Origin of the sequence: Allobosea sp. (assembly GCF_035944895.1) — a bacterium.
Lineage (GTDB): Bacteria > Pseudomonadota > Alphaproteobacteria > Rhizobiales > Beijerinckiaceae > Allobosea.
Genome location: NZ_DASZAT010000005.1, coordinates 806096 through 823120 on the forward strand (window position 1 = coordinate 806096; position 17025 = coordinate 823120).

Here is a 17025-nt window from a genome sequence, read left to right on the forward strand (position 1 = left end):
GTCCGGGTGATGCCGCCTTGACGGATTTGCATATGCATTTAACGTGAATTGGAACGAAGCTTGCTTTATCGGATGCGATCGGGCTGCGTTGGCCGGGGTGTCCGCCGCAGCGGAAAACAAGAGGGGAAAGGGTTCGTCATGACGGGTGTGAAGCGTATCGGGATGCTGGCCGGGATCGGCCTTGCGGCTCTCATGGCCGCCGGTGGCGCGCAGGCGCAGACCAAGGTCAATATCGGCATTTCCGGCTGGACCGGCTTCGCGCCGCTGGTGCTCGCCAAGGAGGCCGGCATCTTCGCCAAGAATGGCCTCGACGTCACGATCCAGAAGATCCCGCAGAAGGACCGCCACCTCGCCATGGCCTCCGGCGCCATCCAGTGCGCCGCGACCACGGTCGAGACCTGGATCGTCTGGGACGCCGCCGGCATCAAGACCAAGCAGATCTTCCAGCTCGACAAGAGCTATGGCGCCGACGGCATGGCCGTGCGCGGTTCGACCAGCTCGATCAAGGACCTCAAGGGCAAGACGGTCGCGGCTTCCGCGCCCGGCACCTCGCCCTATTTCGCCCTCGCCTGGATCCTCAAGGAGAACGGCATGTCGGTGAAGGATGTCAGCGTCGTCAACATGGAGCCCGGCCCGGCGGCGCAGGCCTTCATCGCCGGCCAGAACGACGCTGCCATGACCTACGAGCCCTATCTCTCGGCCGTGCGCGAGAAGCCTGAGGCCGGCAAGATCATCGCCACCACGCTCGACTACCCGATGGTGATGGACACCTTCGGCTGCACGCCGAAATTCCTGGCCGAGAACGACACCGCCGCCAAGGCGCTGACCAAGAGCTATTTCGACGCGCTCGAGCTGATCAAGGCCGATCAGGCCAAGGCCTATGGCATCATGGGCGCCGATGTGAAGCAGACCGGCGAGCAGTTCGGCAAGTCGGCGAACTACCTGCGCTGGTCCGACGCCGAGGGCAACAAGAAGTTCTTCGACGGCGAGTGGCAGGCCTTCACCACCAAGGCGGCCGAGCTGCTGCTCGAGATCGGCCTGATCAAGGCCAAGCCCGATATCGCCACGCTGGTCGAGACCAAGTACGTCGCCGGCAAGTGAGCGGTGACGTCCTGCCGGACGTTCTGACCGCCGGCTTGCGTGTCGTGTTCTGCGGCACGCAGGCCGGAGCGGTCTCCGCCCGGCGGGGCGCTTACTATGCCGGCCCCGGCAACAAGTTCTGGAAGACCCTGTTCGAGACGGGGCTGGTTCCGGAGCCGCTCGGCCCGACAGATTCTCTGATGTTGCCGCGCTACGGCATCGGCTTCACCGACGTCGCGAAGCGGACATCCGGCCCCGACACGGCGTTGATGCGGCACCATGTCGATATCACCGGCTTCCTGGCCAAGATTCGCGAGTACGCCCCGGCGGTCATCGCTTTCAACGGCAAGCGTGCCGCGCAGGCTGTATTGGAGGAGGAGAGGGGGCTGAAGCTCGCCTATGGCCTGCAGCCATCCTCCCTTGTAGGAAGCCGCGTCTTCATCCTGCCGTCCACCTCCGGGGCGGCCTCCGGCTACTGGTCTATCGAGCCCTGGCGTGAACTCGCCGCCCTCGTGAAGGAAACAAGTCTCAGACGATGAAACCACTCCAGCCGGTCTCTGCCGCCGCTCGTGTTGGCTACGGCATCGCCTTCTTCGCGCTCTTCGTCGCGGTCTGGTCGGCCGCGACCTTCGGTGGCTATGTCCAGAAGCTCTTCCTCGCCGACCCGCTGACCATGGTGGGCGAAGGTTGGAACCTGCTCGTCAACCACGGCTTCATCGTCGATATCGGCATGACGATCTGGCGGGTGCTGGGTGGTTTCGTTCTGGCGGTGATCGTGGCCTTGCCGCTCGGAATCCTGATGGGCGCCTATAAGTCGGTCGAGGCCTTCCTCGAGCCCTTCGTCTCCTTCGCGCGCTATCTGCCGGCCTCGGCCTTCATCCCGCTGCTGATCCTCTGGGCCGGCATCGGCGAGACGCAGAAGCTGCTGGTCATCTTCATCGGTTCGTTCTTCCAGCTCGTGCTGATGATCGCGGTCGCGGTCGGTGGCATCAGGCGGGACCTGGTCGACGCTGCCTATACGCTGGGCGCCAGCGATTCCTCGGTGGTGCGGCGCGTGCTCCTGCCCAATGCCGCGCCGGAGATCGCCGAGATCTTCCGCCTCGTCCTCGGCTGGGCCTGGACCTATGTCATCGTCGCCGAGTTGATCGGCTCGTCTTCCGGCATCGGCCATATGATCACCGACAGCCAGGCGCTGCTGAACACCGGGCAGATCATCTTCGGCATCATCGTCATCGGCCTGATCGGCCTGATTTCGGATTTCCTCTTCAAGGCGATCAACCAGCGCCTCTTCCCGTGGGCGCAGGCATGAGCAAGCTTCTGATCGACCAGGTCGGCAAGGTCTTCCCGGCCCGCGGCAAGGGCCAGCCGACGCGGGCGCTGATGCCGACCTCGCTCAATGTCGCCGACAACGACTTCATTACCATCCTCGGCCCCTCCGGCTGCGGGAAGTCGACGCTGCTGCGCATCGTCGGCGGGCTGGAGACGGCGAGCGAGGGCAAGATCCTGCTCGATGGCGCTCCCGTCACCGGGCCGGGTGCCGATCGCGGCTTCGTCTTCCAGAGCTACACGCTCTTCCCCTGGCTGAGCGTGGTGCAGAACATCGCCTTCGGCCTGCGCGAGAAGGGCGTGCCGGAACGCGAGCGGCTCGACATCGCCCGCAAATGGGCCGAGCGTGTTGGGCTCTCCGGCTTCGTCGACCATTTCCCCAAGCAGCTCTCCGGCGGCATGCAGCAGCGCACCGCGATCGCCCGCGCGCTTGCAAACGATCCCAAGATCCTGCTGCTCGACGAGCCCTTCGGCGCGCTCGATAACCAGACGCGCGCCTTGATGCAGGAGATGCTGCTCGGCATCTGGGAGCGCGAGCAGAAGACCGTCCTCTTCGTCACCCACGACATCGAGGAGGCGATCTTCGTCGGCTCGCGCGTCGTGGTGATGAGCGCCCGCCCGGGGCGGATCAAGGCCGACATCCCGGTCGAGCTGCCGCACCCCAGGCCCTACACGATCAAGACCACGCCGGAATTCGTCGCACTGAAGGAGCGGCTGGTCGAGGAGATCCGGGTCGAGGCGGTGCTGGCGGCCGAGGGACACTGACGCGAAGCCACCATACCGGTTGACTCCCGGCCGGTATGGTGGTTCTTTTCCTGTCGAAATTGGCCTGACCACATGGCCAAATCGATGCCACCCAAGACGGGTGGCGCAGGGAAGGGTCCGGGGAGCCGATGCCGCTCGCAGTCGTCGAGTCACCACGACTGTATCGGCAGATCGCCGATCAGTTGCGCCATCTCATCGACCAGCATGAATTCCCGGTCGGCAGCCGCTTGCCGCCCGAGCGCGAACTCGCGGAGAAACTCGGCGTCTCCCGTCCCTCGGTGCGCGAGGCGCTGATCGCGCTCGAGGTCGAAGGCCGCGTGCGTATCCGCATGGGCTCGGGCGTCTACATCGTCGATCCCGCCCAAGCCGCAGCGCATGCCGCCGGGGCTGGCTTTCCCGTCGAGGGGCCGTTCGAGGTGCTGGCGGCGCGCCGGCTGGTCGAGGGCGCGGTCGCGGCCGATGCGGCGGGGCAGGCGACGCCCGCGCAGCTGGCCGGGCTCGCCGGCATCCTCGACCAGATGGAGCAGCCGGGTTTGCCGGCGGAGCAGCTGATCGCGCTCGACCGGGCCTTCCACGTCGAGATCGCGGCGATGCTGGGCAACACCGTGCTGGTGCGCTGCGTCGGCGAGCTCTTCGACCAGCGCATGAGCCCGTATTTCCGCCAGCTCGCGCAGTATTTCGAGAACGAAGAGTCATGGCGTTCGGCGGCGCGCGAGCATCGCGCCATTCATGCGGCGCTCGCACAGGGCGACCGTGATGCCGCTCGCGCGACGATGTGCGCTCATCTCCAGGCCTCGCAGGAGCGCTTTTCGCAGAGCTTCGGCGACACCGACCTCAAGCGGGCAGGCGAGCGTCAGCGCCGGCCGCGCCCGATCAAATGACGCAGGATTCGACCGCATCCAAGAGTTCCAGGGAGGACAGACCATGAAGTTGCACTACGCACTTGCCGCGCTCGCCGCCGGCGCTCTTTTCGCGATCGCCCCGGCACAGGGCCAGACCAAGCTGAAATGGGCCCATGTCTACGAGACCTCCGAGCCGTTCCACACCGAGTCGGTCTGGGCAGCCGACGAGATCAAGAAGCGCACCAACGGCAAATACGAGATCACGGTCTACCCGGCCTCGCAGCTCGGCAAGGAGACTGACATCAACCAGGGCCTGACGCTCGGCACGGTCGACATGATCATCTCCGGCTCGAGCTTCGCCGCCCGCGCCTATCCGCCGATCGGCGTGACCTATTACCCCTTCATCTTCCGTGGGCCCGACCATCTGCTCGCCTATGTGAAGAGCGACGTCTTCAAGGAGATGGCCAAGGGCTATGAGGAGAAGAGCGGCCACCAGATCCTGGCCGTGACCTATTACGGCACCCGCCACACCACCTCGAACAAGCCGATCAAGACCTGCGCCGACATGAAGGGTCTGAAGATCCGCGTGCCCGACGTGCCGGCCTATCTCGCCATGCCGCGCGCCTGCGGCGCCAACACCACGCCGATCGCCTTCGCCGAGGTCTACCTCGCCTTGCAGAACGGCACGGTCGAGGCGCAGGAGAACCCGCTCAACACCATCGACGCCAAGAAGTTCTACGAGGTCCAGAAGCACATCGTGCTCACCGGCCACATCGTCGACCATCTCAACACGGTCGTCTCGAAGCAGCTCTGGGCGAAGCTCTCGCCGGAGGACAAGAAGATCTTCACCGACGTCGCCCAGGAGGCGGCCGAGCGCGCCACCAAGAAGATCCAGGCCGACGAGGTGAAGCTGGTCCAGGTCTTCAAGGACAAGGGCCTGACCGTCAGCGAGATCGACAAGGCCGATTTCCTCGCCGCCGTCCAGAAGAACGTCAGCTTCGAGCAGTACGGCTACCGCAAGGCCGACTGGGAGCGCATCCAGGCGATCAAGTGACGCCACGGCGGGCCGGCCTCGCGCCGGCCCGTCTGCCTTCGCCAGAGCGGAACATGCCATGACCACGACGCCGGAAGTCCATACCCAAGTCACCAGCGAGGAGATCGCCCACGTCTTCGACGAGGCGCCGCCGCCGGCCGATCTCTCAGGCTATGGCCTCGAGGATTGGGTGACGCTCGCCGCCTTCTGGCTGATGGTTGCCTGCGTCGTGGCGCAGTTCTTCACTCGCTATGTCCTCAATGACAGCTTCGCCTGGACCGAGGAGATCGCGATCTACGCGCTGATCGTCGTGGTCTTCCTCGGCTCATCGCTCTGCGTGCGTGCTTCCAGGCACATCCAGGTCGACTTCCTCTACCGCTATCTGTCACCCAGCGCCGGCCGGGCGCTCTCGACGCTGGTCGATGTCATCCGCATCGGCTTCTTCGCCTATGGCACGGTGCTGGTGCACCGCTATGCCGAACTCATTCCCGACGAGATGATGACGACGATCCAGTTCCCGAAATCGCCGGTGTTCTACGCTGTCGTCATCGCCTTCGCGCTGATGACGCTGCGCTCGATCCAGGTTGCCTGGCAGAACTGGCGCCGCGGCTATTCCGTGCTCGAGCGTCCCTCGGCCTTCGACGGCTCGGAGGCCTGATCCATGCTGATCCTGCTCGGAACCTTCCTCGGCCTGATGGTGCTCGGCGTGCCCGTCGCCATCTCGATGGCCGTCGCCTCGCTCGCCTTCATCCTCGTCTCCGGCACCGTGCCCGATGTGATCCTGGCCCAGCGCATGATCGCTGGCGTCGAGAGCTTCCCGCTGCTGGCGGTGCCCTTCTTCATCCTCGCCGGCAATCTGATGAACATCGCCGGCGTCACCGGCCGCATCTACTCATTCGCCGTCGCGCTGGTGGGCTGGATGCGGGGCGGCCTCGCCCAGGTCAACATCATCGGCTCGGTGATCTTCTCCGGCATGTCCGGCACCGCGATCGCCGACGCTGCCGGCATCGGCACGATCGAGATCAAGGCGATGAAGGACCATGGCTATTCGACCGAGGTCGCAGTCGGCGTCACCGCTGCCTCGGCGACGCTCGGGCCGATTATCCCGCCATCCCTTCCCTTCGTCATCTACGGCATGATGGCGAACACCTCGATCGGCGCGCTCTTCCTTGGCGGCGTCATCCCTGGCGTCGTGATGACGCTGTTCATGATGCTGACGGTCGCGATCTTCGCCCGCATCTACAAATGGGGTGCGGATACCAAGTTCTCGCTGCGCGAGCTCGGCTCGGCCGGCATCGAGGTGCTGGTCGTGATGGGCTTCCCGGTCCTGGCCTATGCACTGGTCTTCGCCGGGCTCGACCCGAACCTTGCCATCGGCATCGCGCTCGCTCTGCTGCTGGCCCTTGACTACTACTTCAATTTCTCGGCCGTGATGGCGCTTATGACGCCGGTCATCCTGATCGGCGGCATGACCATGGGCTGGTTCACGCCCACGGAAGCGGCTGCCGCAGCCGTGATCTGGTCGCTCTTCCTCGGCCTCGTGCGCTACCGTTCGATGACCATGCGCAGCCTGACCAAGGCGACCTTCGACACGATCGAGACCACGGCTTCCGTGCTCTTCATTGTCACCGCCGCCTCGATCTTCGCCTGGCTGCTCACGGTCTCGCAGACGGCCCAGCTGCTCTCCGATCTGATCCTCGGCTTCACCCAGAACAAATGGGTGTTCCTGATCCTGGTCAATCTGCTGCTGCTGTTCATCGGCTGCTTCCTCGACACCATCGCGGCGATCACCATCGTCGTGCCGATCCTCCTGCCTATCGCGCTCAAGCTCGGTGTCGATCCGATCCATTTCGGCCTGATCCTGACGCTGAACCTGATGATCGGATTGCTGCACCCGCCGCTTGGCATGGTGCTGTTCGTGCTCTCGCGCGTCGCCAAGCTTTCGGTCGAGCGCACCACCATGGCGATCCTGCCCTGGCTGATCCCGCTCTTCGCGGCGCTGTTCGCGATCACCTTCATTCCCGAGCTGACGCTCTGGCTGCCGCGCACCATGGGGATGATCCGATAGGGCGCGGGGCGGCAGGCTGGCGAAAAAGGCCCGCCGTCCCCATTTTTTCTGTCAGGAGGCTGACAGCTGCATGCGGCGGGCGTGGATCAGCTTTGCGCCGAACCCACTGTTACGCTGCCGCAGGTGATCGCCATCTTTGATGGTGAAGGGGCACTGCCGTGAGGTGGCGCCATGCGCAGTCTGCTTATGAATATGTTGTCCCGGCTCATTTGCGAGCCGCGGGTTGATGTCGTGTTCGCCGATGGAACACTCCATTCGGCCGGGCGGGGGTCGGCGCCCGCGATCAAGTTGCGTATTGCCGACCGTGAGACCGAATTCAAACTGGCGCTCGATCCGGAGCTGGCTCTGGGCGAGGCGGTGATGGATGGCCGTGTCATCGTCGAGCGCGGTACGATCTACCAATTGCTCGAAACCCTGGTGCGAGGCCTGTCGCGACAGCCGCCTTCGGCCTGGGCGAGCGGATTGAGCCGGTTGCGCACGGCAGTGCGGCGATTGAAGCAGCACAACACGCCGGGCTGGGCCAAGCGTAACGTCAGTCATCACTATGATCTGAAGAGCGAGTTCTTCCGGCTCTTCCTCGATGCCGACCAGCAATATTCCTGCGCTTTCTTCGAGCGGCCTGATGCGACGCTCGAGGAAGCGCAGGCCGCCAAGAAGCGCCGCATCGCGGCGAAGCTGGCGCTGAAGCCAGGCCAGCGCGTGCTCGACATCGGCTCCGGCTGGGGCGGGCTCGGCCTCTCGATCGCCAGGGAAACCGGGGCGAAGGTCACCGGGATCACCCTTTCCGAGGAGCAGCTCGCTGCGTCGAACAAGCGAGCCGAGGAATCGGGGCTGCCGGTCGAGTTCCGCCTGCAGGACTACCGGGCCGTGCCCGAGCGTTTTGACCGGATCGTCTCGGTCGGCATGTTCGAGCATGTCGGCGTCGGCTATTACCGCGACTACTTCGCCAAGGTCCGCGAGCTGCTGGAGGATGACGGTGTCGCGCTGATTCATACGATCGGCCGCAGCACCCCGCCCGGCGCGACCAACCCCTTCATCGCCAAGTACATCTTCCCCGGCGGCTACATTCCCGCACTGTCGGAGGTCACGGCGGCGGTGGAGAAGGAGGGGCTGATCGTCACCGATGTCGAAGTGCTGCGCCTGCACTATGCGGAGACGCTGAAGGCCTGGCGCGAGCGCTTCCTCGCCCATCGCCAGGAGGCGGTGGCGATGTATGACGAACGCTTCGCGCGGATGTGGGAGTTCTATCTCGCCGCATCCGAGGCGAGCTTCCGTCATGACGGCCTCGTCGTCTTCCAGCTCCAGCTCGCCAAGCGGCTCGGCACGCTGCCGATGACCCGCGACTATATGAGCGACAAGGGCAGGGCGCCCCTCGCCTCCGCGGCGCTGCAGGCGGCCGAATGATGGAACGATGGCCGGCGTAGCTGCGGCTATGCCGGCTTGTCGGCTTCGGTCGGTGTCGGTCCGACATAGCGGGCGCGCGGGCGGATCAGTCGGCCGGTCTGGTTCTGCTCCAGCGCATGGGCGAGCCAGCCGGTGCAGCGCGCTGCCGCGAAGATCTGGAACGGCGCGGTTTCCGGCAGAGCAAGCTTCGCCGCCAGCGCCGACAGGGCGAAATCGATGTTCGGCTCTTCTCCGGTCAGCGCACTGATGGCGGTCTGAGCCTGCGCATAGGCGGCTGGCGGCTCGAACGCGGCGAACAGCGCGCGTGCCCGCGGATCACCATCGGGATAGAGCGGATGGCCGAACCCCGGCAGCTTGGCGCCAGCCTCCAGCCGTGCCGCGAGCGCCGTCTCCAGCCCGTCGCGCCCGATCTCCCGCATCAGCGCGAGCACGCGCGGCGCGACGCCGCCATGCAACGGACCGGAGAGCGCGGCGAGCCCCGCCAGCGCGCAGGCGGCGAGCGAGGCGCCTGTCGAGGCGGTGACGCGCGCCGCGAAGGTCGAGGCGTTGAGTTCATGGTCGGCGAGCAGGACGAGCGCCCGCCGGATCGGCTCGGCCCCTTCTGCCTCGCAACCCCAGGCCCGCGCCAGCCGCGCATGGATCGGCCCTTCACCAGGCCCGCCGGCGATGGCGTCGACAAGCGTGTCGAGCACGGCGGCGGCTTCGAGATAGAGTGCCTTCTTGGCCCGCCCGGCCATTGGCCGGTCGCTCGCGGTCCGCGCTGCGATCACCGCGAAGATGCGCGCCAACGGCTCGCCCGGCGGCACGATCGTCGCCAGCGGCGGGAAGCGCTGCGTGCCGCAATCCCAGAGGAGGCGGGCGACATCCTCAAGTTTGACACTCTCGGCGAGGCGCGCCGCATCCTGTCCGCGATACCAGAGGCCGCCGCGCTCGATCGTGGTGATGGCGGAGGCGAGCACCGGCTCGCCATAGGCGATCGCATCCTCCGCGATTGCAGCCGGCCGCCGGCCGCGCGCCTTGCGATGCTCCAGCCGGGCGACATCCTCGGCCCGGTAGAGGCTGCGGCGCGAATCGCCCTCATCGCTGCGCGCCTCAATCAGCCCGCGGCTGACATAGGCGTAGAGCGTCTGCGGCTTCAGGCCGAGCCGGGCCATCGCCTCCTGTGCCGTCAGCCAGTCCTGCATCGCCCCTCCGTCAGATATATTGATTATATTGTTCAAGATTGATTGTTGCAATGCGGGAGCCGATTTTCGAGACGAACGCTTTTGAGGAGTTCCTGTCATGTCCGATGGTCTCGATGACGTCGTCGCCGCCCATACCGTGCTCTCCGAGGTCGACGGCGCTGCCGGTCGCCTGGTGATCCGCGGCCACAGCCTCGCCGAGCTCGCCGGCCGCACCAGCTTCGAGGAGATGGCGGCGCTGATGTTCGACGGCTTGCTGCCGGGCCTGCCGCAGGGGCGCGAGCTGCCGGTGGCGCTCGGCAAGGCACGCGCCGATCTCTTCGGCATCGTCGAGCGCACCACTCTCTCGGCGGACCTTGGCCCGGTCGAGGCGATCCGTGCCTGGACCGCGCAGATTGCCGATGGCGAGGGTTCCGACACCGCGCTGAAGTTGCTCGCCGCACCGGCGGTCTTCACCGCCGCCGCCGTGCGCAAGCAGCGCGGGCTTGCCCCGATCGCGCCCGATCCGGCGCTGTCGCAGGCGGCCGATACGCTGCGCATGCTGCGCGGCGAGGTGCCGACGCCGGCCCAGGCCGCTGCGCTCGACACCTATCTCGTCACCGTCGCCGATCACGGCCTCAACGCCTCGACCTTCGCCGCGCGTGTCGTCGCCTCGACCCGGGCCGGGCTGGTCTCGGCCGTGCTCGCCGGGATCAGCGCGCTCAAGGGACCGCTTCATGGCGGCGCGCCCGGGCCGGTGATCGAGATGCTCGATGCGATCGGCGAGCCGGCCAATGCCCGCGCCTGGCTGGAGGATGCGCTGGACCGCGGCGAGCGCCTGATGGGCTTCGGCCATCGCATCTATCGCGTCCGCGATCCGCGTGCCGATGCGCTGAAGCAGGCGATCGCCAAGCTCGGCGCCGATGCCGGACGCTTGCGCCATGCCGAAGCGGTCGAGCAGGCGGCGCTCGCCATCCTGCGCGAGCGCAAGCCCGGCCGCTCGCTCGAAACCAATGTCGAGTTCTACACGGCCCTGCTGCTGGAGGCGCTCGGCTTCCCGCCGGAGGCGTTCACCTGCGTCTTCGCGCTCGGCCGCACCACTGGCTGGCTCGCCCATGCCCGCGAGCAGATCGAGACCGGACGCCTGATCCGCCCGCAATCGGTCTATGTCGGCCCGCAGCCGAGGCAGGCGGCGTAGTAGTAGCAAGCGCGGGGAACCCCTCTCCTGTAAGGAGAGGGGCAGGGGTGAGGTGTAGGCCCCTGGACCAGTGCTGCGAATGCTGCCCGCGCGGTTGGGTTGAGGCTCGCGACATCCCTCCCGGGCACCTCACCCTGCCCTCTTCTTTCAGGAGAGGGTTCCCCGCGCCTCAGTCGTCAACCAAACCGCATAAAGCTCCGCCTCGCCGCCGCTAACGGTGAGCTCGACGCGCCCCGGTGCGTCGAGGATCGCGCTGTCGCCGGCGGTGAGCGCTGCGCCGTTCACCTGCCAGTCGCCCTTGCGGGCGACCAGCACCAGCAGGCCCTCGCTTGCGCTGAGCGAGCCGGAGCCCGACAAGCGCTCGACCCGGTGCCGCCAGCGGCCGCGCCGGCTCAGCACATTGAGATCGTCGATCGGCCCGTCGACCAGGAGCCCCTCGACTGCCCGGTCGGCGGCGAAAGGGTAGGGCGCACTCGTGCGGTCGAGCTTGACGCGCTCGCCATTGCCGAAGGCGAGGGTGATGCCGGCCCCGGTCAGCACCGACAGCGTCCGGTCGATGCCGGGGAAGGACGAGAACGGCCCGTCCTGCCCGACATGGGCCATGCTGATGCGCCAGTCGAAATCATTCAGCGAGGCGCCTTCCGGCGCCACCGCGATCTCGGTCGTCGTCCCGCCGCCGTTCTTCCACGGCATGACCTGGCAGTCGGCGGCGCGGATGATGCGCATGGAACGGTCCTTCGAATTCAAGCGGCCACCCTTGTCATTCCGGGACGCCCGAAGGGCGAACCCAGAACCCACGACGGGGTGCAACGTGGTGATCGATAAGATTCACCCAGTCGTGGGTTCCGGGTTCTCCGCTGCGCGGAGCCCCGGAATGACAGGTGGGTTCAGCCCAGGATGCCGGGCAGATTCAGCCCCTTCTCCCGGGCGCAGTCGAGCGCGATGTCGTAGCCGGCATCGGCATGGCGCATCACGCCGGTGGCGGGGTCGTTCCAGAGCACGCGCGACAGGCGGGCGGCTGCGTCATCCGTGCCGTCGGCGCAGATCACGACGCCCGAATGCTGCGAGAAGCCCATGCCGACGCCGCCGCCATGATGCAGCGAGACCCAGGTCGCGCCGGACGCCGTGTTGAGCAGGGCGTTGAGCAGCGGCCAGTCGGAGACCGCGTCCGAGCCGTCCTTCATCGCTTCCGTCTCGCGGTTCGGCGAGGCGACCGAGCCGGAATCGAGATGGTCGCGGCCGATCACGACCGGCGCCTTGAGCTCGCCGTTCCTGACCATTTCGTTGAAAGCGAGGCCGAGCCGGTGGCGATCGCCGAGGCCGACCCAGCAGATCCGCGCCGGCACGCCCTGGAACGAGATGCGCTCGCGCGCCATGTCGAGCCAGTTGTGCAGGTGCTTGTTGTCGGGCAGCAGCTCCTTCACCTTGGCGTCGGTCTTGTAGATGTCCTCCGGATCGCCCGAGAGGGCGGCCCAGCGGAACGGGCCGATGCCGCGGCAGAACAGCGGGCGGATATAGGCCGGCACGAAGCCCGGGAAGGCGAAGGCGTTCTCCAGCCCCTCTTCCTTGGCGACCTGGCGGATGTTGTTGCCGTAGTCGAAGGTCGGGATGCCCATGTCCTGGAAGGCGATCATCGCCTCGACATGCTCGCGCATCGAGGCGCGTGCCGCCTTCTCGACGGACTTCGGATTGCCCTCGCGCGCCTGCCGCCACTGGCCCATGGTCCAGCCCTTCGGCAGGTAGCCATTGACCGGGTCATGCGCCGAGGTCTGGTCGGTGACCATGTCGGGACGGATGCCGCGGCGGACCATCTCGGGCAGGATCTCGGCGCAGTTGCCGAGCAGGCCGACCGACTTCGCCTCGCCATTCTTCGTCCAGCGCTCGATCATCTCGAGCGCTTCATCGAGGCTCGAGGCCTTCTCGTCGAGATAGCGGGTGCGCAGGCGGAAATCGATCGAGTCCGGATTGCACTCGACAGCGAGGCAGGAGGCGCCGGCCATTACCGCGGCGAGAGGCTGGGCGCCGCCCATGCCGCCGAGGCCGCCAGTCAGCACCCATTTGCCCTTGAGATTGCCGCCATAATGCTGGCGCCCGGCCTCGACGAAGGTTTCGTAGGTGCCCTGCACGATGCCTTGCGTGCCGATATAGATCCAGGAGCCGGCCGTCATCTGGCCGTACATGGCGAGCCCCTTCTTATCGAGCTCGTTGAAATGGTCCCAGTTCGCCCAATGCGGCACGAGGTTGGAATTGGCGATCAGGACGCGCGGCGCATCCTTGTGCGTGCGGAACACGCCGACCGGCTTGCCGGACTGGACCAGCAGAGTCTCGTCGGCCTCGAGCTGGCGCAGGGCCGCGACGATGCGGTCGAAATCCTCCCAGGAGCGGGCGGCGCGGCCAATGCCGCCATAGACCACGAGCTCCTGCGGGTTCTCGGCGACATCAGGATGCAGGTTGTTCATCAGCATCCGCAGCGGCGCTTCGGTCAGCCAGCTCTTGGCGCTGAGCTCGGTGCCGGTGGCGGGGCGGATGACGCGGGTATTGTCCAGGCGGGTCATGACTTCGTCCGTTCGAGCTGGGTGGCGGCGGCGAGCGCGGCCTCGATCATGGCGGAGAGGGTGGCTTGCAGGCTGGCGGCCTTGGCCGGGGCGAAAGCCCAGGGCGCGGCTTCGTCGTCGAGATAGGCGGAGAGCGCGATCTCCATCTGGAGCGCGTGGACGTGTTCGGCCGGCTGGCCGTAATGCCGGGTGATCCAGCCGCCCTTGAAGCGGCCGTTGACCACCTGGGTGAAGGCGCCGCCGGCCATCGCAGCGGTCGCGGCAGTCTCGACGGCGGGAGCAGCGCTGGCGCCGGAATTCGTGCCGAGGTTCAGCGTCGGCAGCGTGTCAGGGAACAGGCGCGGGATCACCGACTTGATCGAATGGCAGTCCCAGAGCAGGCAGAAGCCGTGCTGGGCCTTGGCATGCGCGATCTCGGCGGCGAGGGCCGCGTGATAGGGCTGGAAATAGGCGTCGCGACGGCGGGCGATCTCGGCTTCGTCGGGTGCCGTATTCCAGATCGGCGCGCCGTCGAAGGTGGTGGTCGGCACCAGCTCGGTCGTCGCCTGGCCCGGATAGAGCGAGACCCCGGCCGGGTCGCGGTTGAGGTCGATGACATAGCGCGACAACTGCGCTTCGACGATGGTCGGCTGGAAGCGTTCGGCGAAGCCGTAGAGCTGGCGCATATGCCAGTCGGTGTCCTCGACCAGCTTTCCGCGCGCATTGAGCTGTGCCGCGACCTCGGCCGGCAGGCCGGTGCCGGGGTGCGGCATCGACAGCACCAGCGGCGAGGACCCGCGCGTGACGGAGACGATGTCGGCGCTCATGCCGAGAGTTCCGCGAAGCTGTCGACGCCGGCCGCCTCGCCGAGCGCGCCCGAGAGCACGAGCTCCGTCGCGGCGGCGAGGTCGGGCGCGAGATAGCGGTCCTCGGTCAGTGGTGCGATCTTGGCCCGGATCAGCGCCAGCACCGGCTCGAGACGCGGCGAGGTCTTCAGCGGGCGATGGTGCTCGATCGCCTCGGCGGCGGCCATCAATTCGACTGCGATGATGCTCGCTGCATTCTTCGCCATCTCGATCAGGCGGAAGGCGCCATGCGTCGCCATCGAGACATGGTCTTCCTGGTTGGCCGAGGTCGGGATGGTGTCGACCGAGGCGGGATAGGCCCGCTGCTTGTTCTCGGAGGCCAGCGCTGCGGCGGTCACCTGCGCGATCATGAAGCCGGAGTTGAGGCCGGCGTCGCGGGCGAGGAAAGGCGGCAGGCCGCTCATCACGGGGTCGACCAGCAGCGCGATGCGGCGCTCGGCGAGGTTGCCGATCTCGCAGGTGGCCATCGCCAGCATGTCGGCGGCGAAGGCGACCGGCTCGGCGTGGAAGTTGCCGCCCGAGACGATCTCGCCGGGGCCGAGCACCAGCGGGTTGTCGGTGACGGCGTTGGCCTCGATCGCGAGCGTCGCCGCGGCATTGCCGAGAAGGTCGCGCACCGCGCCCATCACCTGCGGCTGGCAGCGCAGCGAATAGGGGTCCTGCACCTTGCTGTCGCCGAAGCGGTGGCTCTCGCGGATCTCGCTCTTGGCGATGAGGTCGAGCAGCAAGGCCGCGACCTTGATCTGGCCGGGCTGGCCGCGCAGCTGCTGGATGCGCGGGTCGAACGGCGTGTCCGAGCCCTTGAGCGCATCGACCGAGAGCGCCCCGGCGATCAGCGCCGCATCGAAGACGCGGGCGACGCTGGCGAGGCCGGCCAGCGCCAGCGAGGCCGAGACCTGCGTGCCGTTGATCAGCGCGAGTCCCTCCTTGGCGCCGAGCGCGAGCGGCGCCTGGCCGATCCTCTTCAGTGCTTCGGCGGCCGGCAGCACCTCGCCCTTGAGGCGGATTTCGCCGACGCCCATCAGCGCCGCGGTGAGGTGGGCGAGCGGGGCAAGGTCGCCGGAGGCGCCGACCGAGCCCTTGGCCGGCACGACCGGCAGCGCGCCGGCCTTGAGCGCGCCGACCAATGCCTCGACCACGACGGGGCGCACGCCCGAGGCGCCGCGCGCCAGGCTCGCCGCCTTCATCGCCAGGATCAGCGCCACGGCGGAGTCCGGCAAGGCAGGACCGGTGCCGACCGCATGCGAGAGGATGAGATTGCGCTGCAGCGTGGCGAGGTCGTTGTCGGCGATGCGCACGCTGGCGAGCTTGCCGAAGCCGGTGTTGACGCCATAGGTCACGATGCCCTTGGCGACGATGTCGTCGACGATCGCCTGGGCGCCGGCGATCGCGCCGGTCTCGGTCAGGGCGACGGTGGCGCCGTCGATGACATGGCGCCAGTCGGCGAGGCGGGCCTTGCCGGGGGTGAGCGAGAGCGTGGTCATTGTCCGTTCCGGATGCGGGTGTGAAGCGGGTTGAAGCCGATGCGGTAGGCGAGCTCGGCCGGACGCTCGATCTCCCAGATCGCGAGATCGCAGGCCTTGCCGGCCTCCAGCGTGCCGATCTCGTCCTGAAGGCCGAGAGCGAGCGCGGCGTTGCGGGTCATGCCGGCCAGCGCCTCCTCCGGCGTCAGCCGAAACAGGGTGCAGCCCATGTTCATCGTCAGCAGCGGCGAGGTCAGCGGCGAAGTGCCGGGATTGGCGTCGGTGGCGAGCGCGATCGGCACGCCATGCTGGCGCAGCAAGTCGATCGGCGGCTTCACCGTCTCGCGCAGAAAGTAGAATGCGCCGGGCAGCACGACGGCGACGGTGCCGGCCTTGGCCATGGCGATCACGCCGGCCTCGTCGAGATGTTCGAGATGGTCGGCCGAGAGCGCGCCGAAGCCGGCCGCCAGCGCGGCGCCGCCGAGATTGGAGAGCTGCTCGGCATGGATCTTGACGGCCAGACCCTTGGCCTTGGCGGCGGTGAAGACGCGCGCGGTCTCCTCGGGAGAGAAGGCGATGCCCTCGCAGAACACGTCGACGGCGTCGGCGAGGTTCTGTTCGGTGATGGCATCGAGCATCGGGCCGCAGACGAGGTCGATATAATCGCCCGAACGGCCCTTGAACTCGGCCGGAACCGCATGGGCGCCGAGGAAGGTGGTCTGCACGCCGACCGGGCGCTCACGCCCGAGACGGCGGGCGACGGCGAGCACCTTGGTCTCGCTGTCGATGTCGAGCCCGTAGCCCGATTTGATCTCGACCATGGTGACGCCCTCGGCGATCAGGGCGGCGAGGCGCTTGTCGGCGCTGGCGAAGAGTTCGTCCTCGCTCGCGGCGCGCGTCGCCTTGACTGATGAGACGATGCCGCCGCCGGCGCGGGCGATCTCCTCATAGCTCGCGCCCTTCAGGCGCAATTCGAACTCGTTGGCACGGTCGCCGCCATAGACGAGATGGGTGTGGCAATCGATCAGCCCGGGCGTGATCCAGCGGCCCTCGCAGTCGATCACTTCGGCCTGGCCGAGGCTAGAGACCTCGCTGCTCGGGCCTGCGAAGACGATGCGGCCATTGCGGGCGATGACGATGCCGTCCTCGATCGCGCCATAGGGCGTGTTCGCATCGGCCGCCATGGTCGCGAGCCGGGCATTGGTCCACACTCGGTGGCTGGGGGAAGGGGTCGCCGCCACGTCGCCTCCTCTCGACTTCGTCTGCTTTCAGATTATGCTAGACAA

General features: G+C 67.2%; 16 protein-coding genes. 10 read left to right on the plus strand and 6 right to left on the minus strand.

Annotation, left to right across the window (positions count from 1 at the left end; genetic code table 11):
- Positions 1 to 147: 147 nt before the first annotated feature.
- The 9 genes from VGV58_RS06120 to VGV58_RS06160 all read left to right on the plus strand — a co-directional run bounded on the left by VGV58_RS06120 (position 148) and on the right by VGV58_RS06160 (position 8518).
- Positions 148 to 1101, plus strand: coding sequence for an ABC transporter substrate-binding protein (locus tag VGV58_RS06120; protein ID WP_326873574.1), 954 nt, complete (start codon positions 148 to 150; stop codon positions 1099 to 1101).
- Positions 1098 to 1619 (plus strand): mismatch-specific DNA-glycosylase, encoded by a 522-nt coding sequence (locus tag VGV58_RS06125; protein WP_326873083.1) that lies wholly within the window; start codon positions 1098 to 1100, stop codon positions 1617 to 1619. Before VGV58_RS06120 ends, VGV58_RS06125 begins: the two co-directional genes overlap by 4 nt.
- Entirely contained in the window at positions 1616 to 2389 is a 774-nt protein-coding gene (locus VGV58_RS06130; RefSeq protein WP_326873084.1) for an ABC transporter permease, read from the plus strand. Before VGV58_RS06125 ends, VGV58_RS06130 begins: the two co-directional genes overlap by 4 nt.
- Complete coding sequence (locus tag VGV58_RS06135; RefSeq protein ID WP_326873085.1) at positions 2386 to 3171, plus strand: ABC transporter ATP-binding protein; 786 nt, start codon at positions 2386 to 2388, stop codon at positions 3169 to 3171. The genes VGV58_RS06130 and VGV58_RS06135 overlap by 4 nt, the downstream gene beginning before the upstream one ends.
- A gap of 128 nt (positions 3172 to 3299) precedes the next feature.
- Positions 3300 to 4052: a FadR/GntR family transcriptional regulator gene (locus VGV58_RS06140; protein ID WP_326873086.1), complete on the plus strand. Its 753-nt coding sequence runs from the start codon at positions 3300 to 3302 to the stop codon at positions 4050 to 4052.
- Positions 4053 to 4095: 43 nt separating this feature from the next.
- Positions 4096 to 5067, plus strand: a complete 972-nt coding sequence (locus VGV58_RS06145; protein ID WP_326873087.1) for a sialic acid TRAP transporter substrate-binding protein SiaP — start codon at positions 4096 to 4098, stop codon at positions 5065 to 5067.
- A gap of 58 nt (positions 5068 to 5125) precedes the next feature.
- Positions 5126 to 5704, plus strand: a complete 579-nt coding sequence (locus tag VGV58_RS06150) for a TRAP transporter small permease (protein ID WP_326873088.1) — start codon at positions 5126 to 5128, stop codon at positions 5702 to 5704.
- Between the two features lie 3 nt (positions 5705 to 5707).
- Positions 5708 to 7114 carry a TRAP transporter large permease gene (locus VGV58_RS06155; protein WP_326873089.1) on the plus strand — a complete coding sequence of 469 codons (1407 nt, stop codon included), beginning with the start codon at positions 5708 to 5710 and terminating at the stop codon, positions 7112 to 7114.
- A 171-nt stretch (positions 7115 to 7285) separates the two neighbouring features.
- Positions 7286 to 8518 carry a class I SAM-dependent methyltransferase gene (locus tag VGV58_RS06160; protein ID WP_465247881.1) on the plus strand — a complete coding sequence of 411 codons (1233 nt, stop codon included), beginning with the start codon at positions 7286 to 7288 and terminating at the stop codon, positions 8516 to 8518.
- Between the two features lie 26 nt (positions 8519 to 8544).
- Here VGV58_RS06160 and VGV58_RS06165 read toward each other — a convergent pair whose 3' ends face one another.
- A complete protein-coding gene (locus tag VGV58_RS06165; protein WP_326873091.1) occupies positions 8545 to 9702 on the minus strand; it encodes a citrate/2-methylcitrate synthase in 1158 nt (385 codons plus the stop codon).
- Between the two features lie 97 nt (positions 9703 to 9799).
- On the opposite strand from VGV58_RS06165, the gene VGV58_RS06170 reads away from it, so the two are divergent.
- Positions 9800 to 10876: a citrate synthase/methylcitrate synthase gene (locus VGV58_RS06170; RefSeq protein WP_326873092.1), complete on the plus strand. Its 1077-nt coding sequence runs from the start codon at positions 9800 to 9802 to the stop codon at positions 10874 to 10876.
- A 147-nt stretch (positions 10877 to 11023) separates the two neighbouring features.
- Here the strand turns inward: VGV58_RS06170 and VGV58_RS06175 are convergent, their stop codons facing one another.
- From VGV58_RS06175 to hutI, 5 genes are all read right to left on the minus strand, one after another.
- Positions 11024 to 11602 carry a HutD/Ves family protein gene (locus tag VGV58_RS06175; protein WP_326873093.1) on the minus strand — a complete coding sequence of 193 codons (579 nt, stop codon included), beginning with the start codon at positions 11600 to 11602 and terminating at the stop codon, positions 11024 to 11026.
- Between the two features lie 161 nt (positions 11603 to 11763).
- Positions 11764 to 13431: a urocanate hydratase gene (gene hutU / locus VGV58_RS06180; RefSeq protein WP_326873094.1), complete on the minus strand. Its 1668-nt coding sequence runs from the start codon at positions 13429 to 13431 to the stop codon at positions 11764 to 11766.
- Entirely contained in the window at positions 13428 to 14237 is an 810-nt protein-coding gene (gene hutG / locus VGV58_RS06185) for an N-formylglutamate deformylase (RefSeq protein ID WP_326873095.1), read from the minus strand. The genes hutU and hutG overlap by 4 nt, the downstream gene beginning before the upstream one ends.
- On the minus strand, positions 14234 to 15760 hold the full coding sequence (hutH, locus tag VGV58_RS06190; RefSeq protein WP_326873096.1) for a histidine ammonia-lyase: 1527 nt from the start codon (positions 15758 to 15760) through the stop codon (positions 14234 to 14236). Before hutH ends, hutG begins: the two co-directional genes overlap by 4 nt.
- Complete coding sequence (gene hutI / locus VGV58_RS06195; RefSeq protein ID WP_326873575.1) at positions 15757 to 16923, minus strand: imidazolonepropionase; 1167 nt, start codon at positions 16921 to 16923, stop codon at positions 15757 to 15759. The genes hutH and hutI overlap by 4 nt, the downstream gene beginning before the upstream one ends.
- Positions 16924 to 17025: the final 102 nt, after the last annotated feature.

Coding starts and splice junctions, on each gene's coding strand:
- hutH (WP_326873096.1), bottom strand. CDS start 15,760: ATGACCACGCTCTCGCTCACCCCCGGCAAGGCCCGCCTCGCCGACTGG.
- VGV58_RS06160 (WP_465247881.1), top strand. CDS start 7,286: ATGCGCAGTCTGCTTATGAATATGTTGTCCCGGCTCATTTGCGAGCCG.
- hutG (WP_326873095.1), bottom strand. CDS start 14,237: ATGAGCGCCGACATCGTCTCCGTCACGCGCGGGTCCTCGCCGCTGGTG.
- VGV58_RS06135 (WP_326873085.1), top strand. CDS start 2,386: ATGAGCAAGCTTCTGATCGACCAGGTCGGCAAGGTCTTCCCGGCCCGC.
- VGV58_RS06170 (WP_326873092.1), top strand. CDS start 9,800: ATGTCCGATGGTCTCGATGACGTCGTCGCCGCCCATACCGTGCTCTCC.
- hutU (WP_326873094.1), bottom strand. CDS start 13,431: ATGACCCGCCTGGACAATACCCGCGTCATCCGCCCCGCCACCGGCACC.
- VGV58_RS06130 (WP_326873084.1), top strand. CDS start 1,616: ATGAAACCACTCCAGCCGGTCTCTGCCGCCGCTCGTGTTGGCTACGGC.
- VGV58_RS06165 (WP_326873091.1), bottom strand. CDS start 9,702: ATGCAGGACTGGCTGACGGCACAGGAGGCGATGGCCCGGCTCGGCCTG.
- hutI (WP_326873575.1), bottom strand. CDS start 16,923: ATGGCGGCCGATGCGAACACGCCCTATGGCGCGATCGAGGACGGCATC.
- VGV58_RS06155 (WP_326873089.1), top strand. CDS start 5,708: ATGCTGATCCTGCTCGGAACCTTCCTCGGCCTGATGGTGCTCGGCGTG.
- VGV58_RS06140 (WP_326873086.1), top strand. CDS start 3,300: ATGCCGCTCGCAGTCGTCGAGTCACCACGACTGTATCGGCAGATCGCC.
- VGV58_RS06175 (WP_326873093.1), bottom strand. CDS start 11,602: ATGCGCATCATCCGCGCCGCCGACTGCCAGGTCATGCCGTGGAAGAAC.
- VGV58_RS06150 (WP_326873088.1), top strand. CDS start 5,126: ATGACCACGACGCCGGAAGTCCATACCCAAGTCACCAGCGAGGAGATC.
- VGV58_RS06145 (WP_326873087.1), top strand. CDS start 4,096: ATGAAGTTGCACTACGCACTTGCCGCGCTCGCCGCCGGCGCTCTTTTC.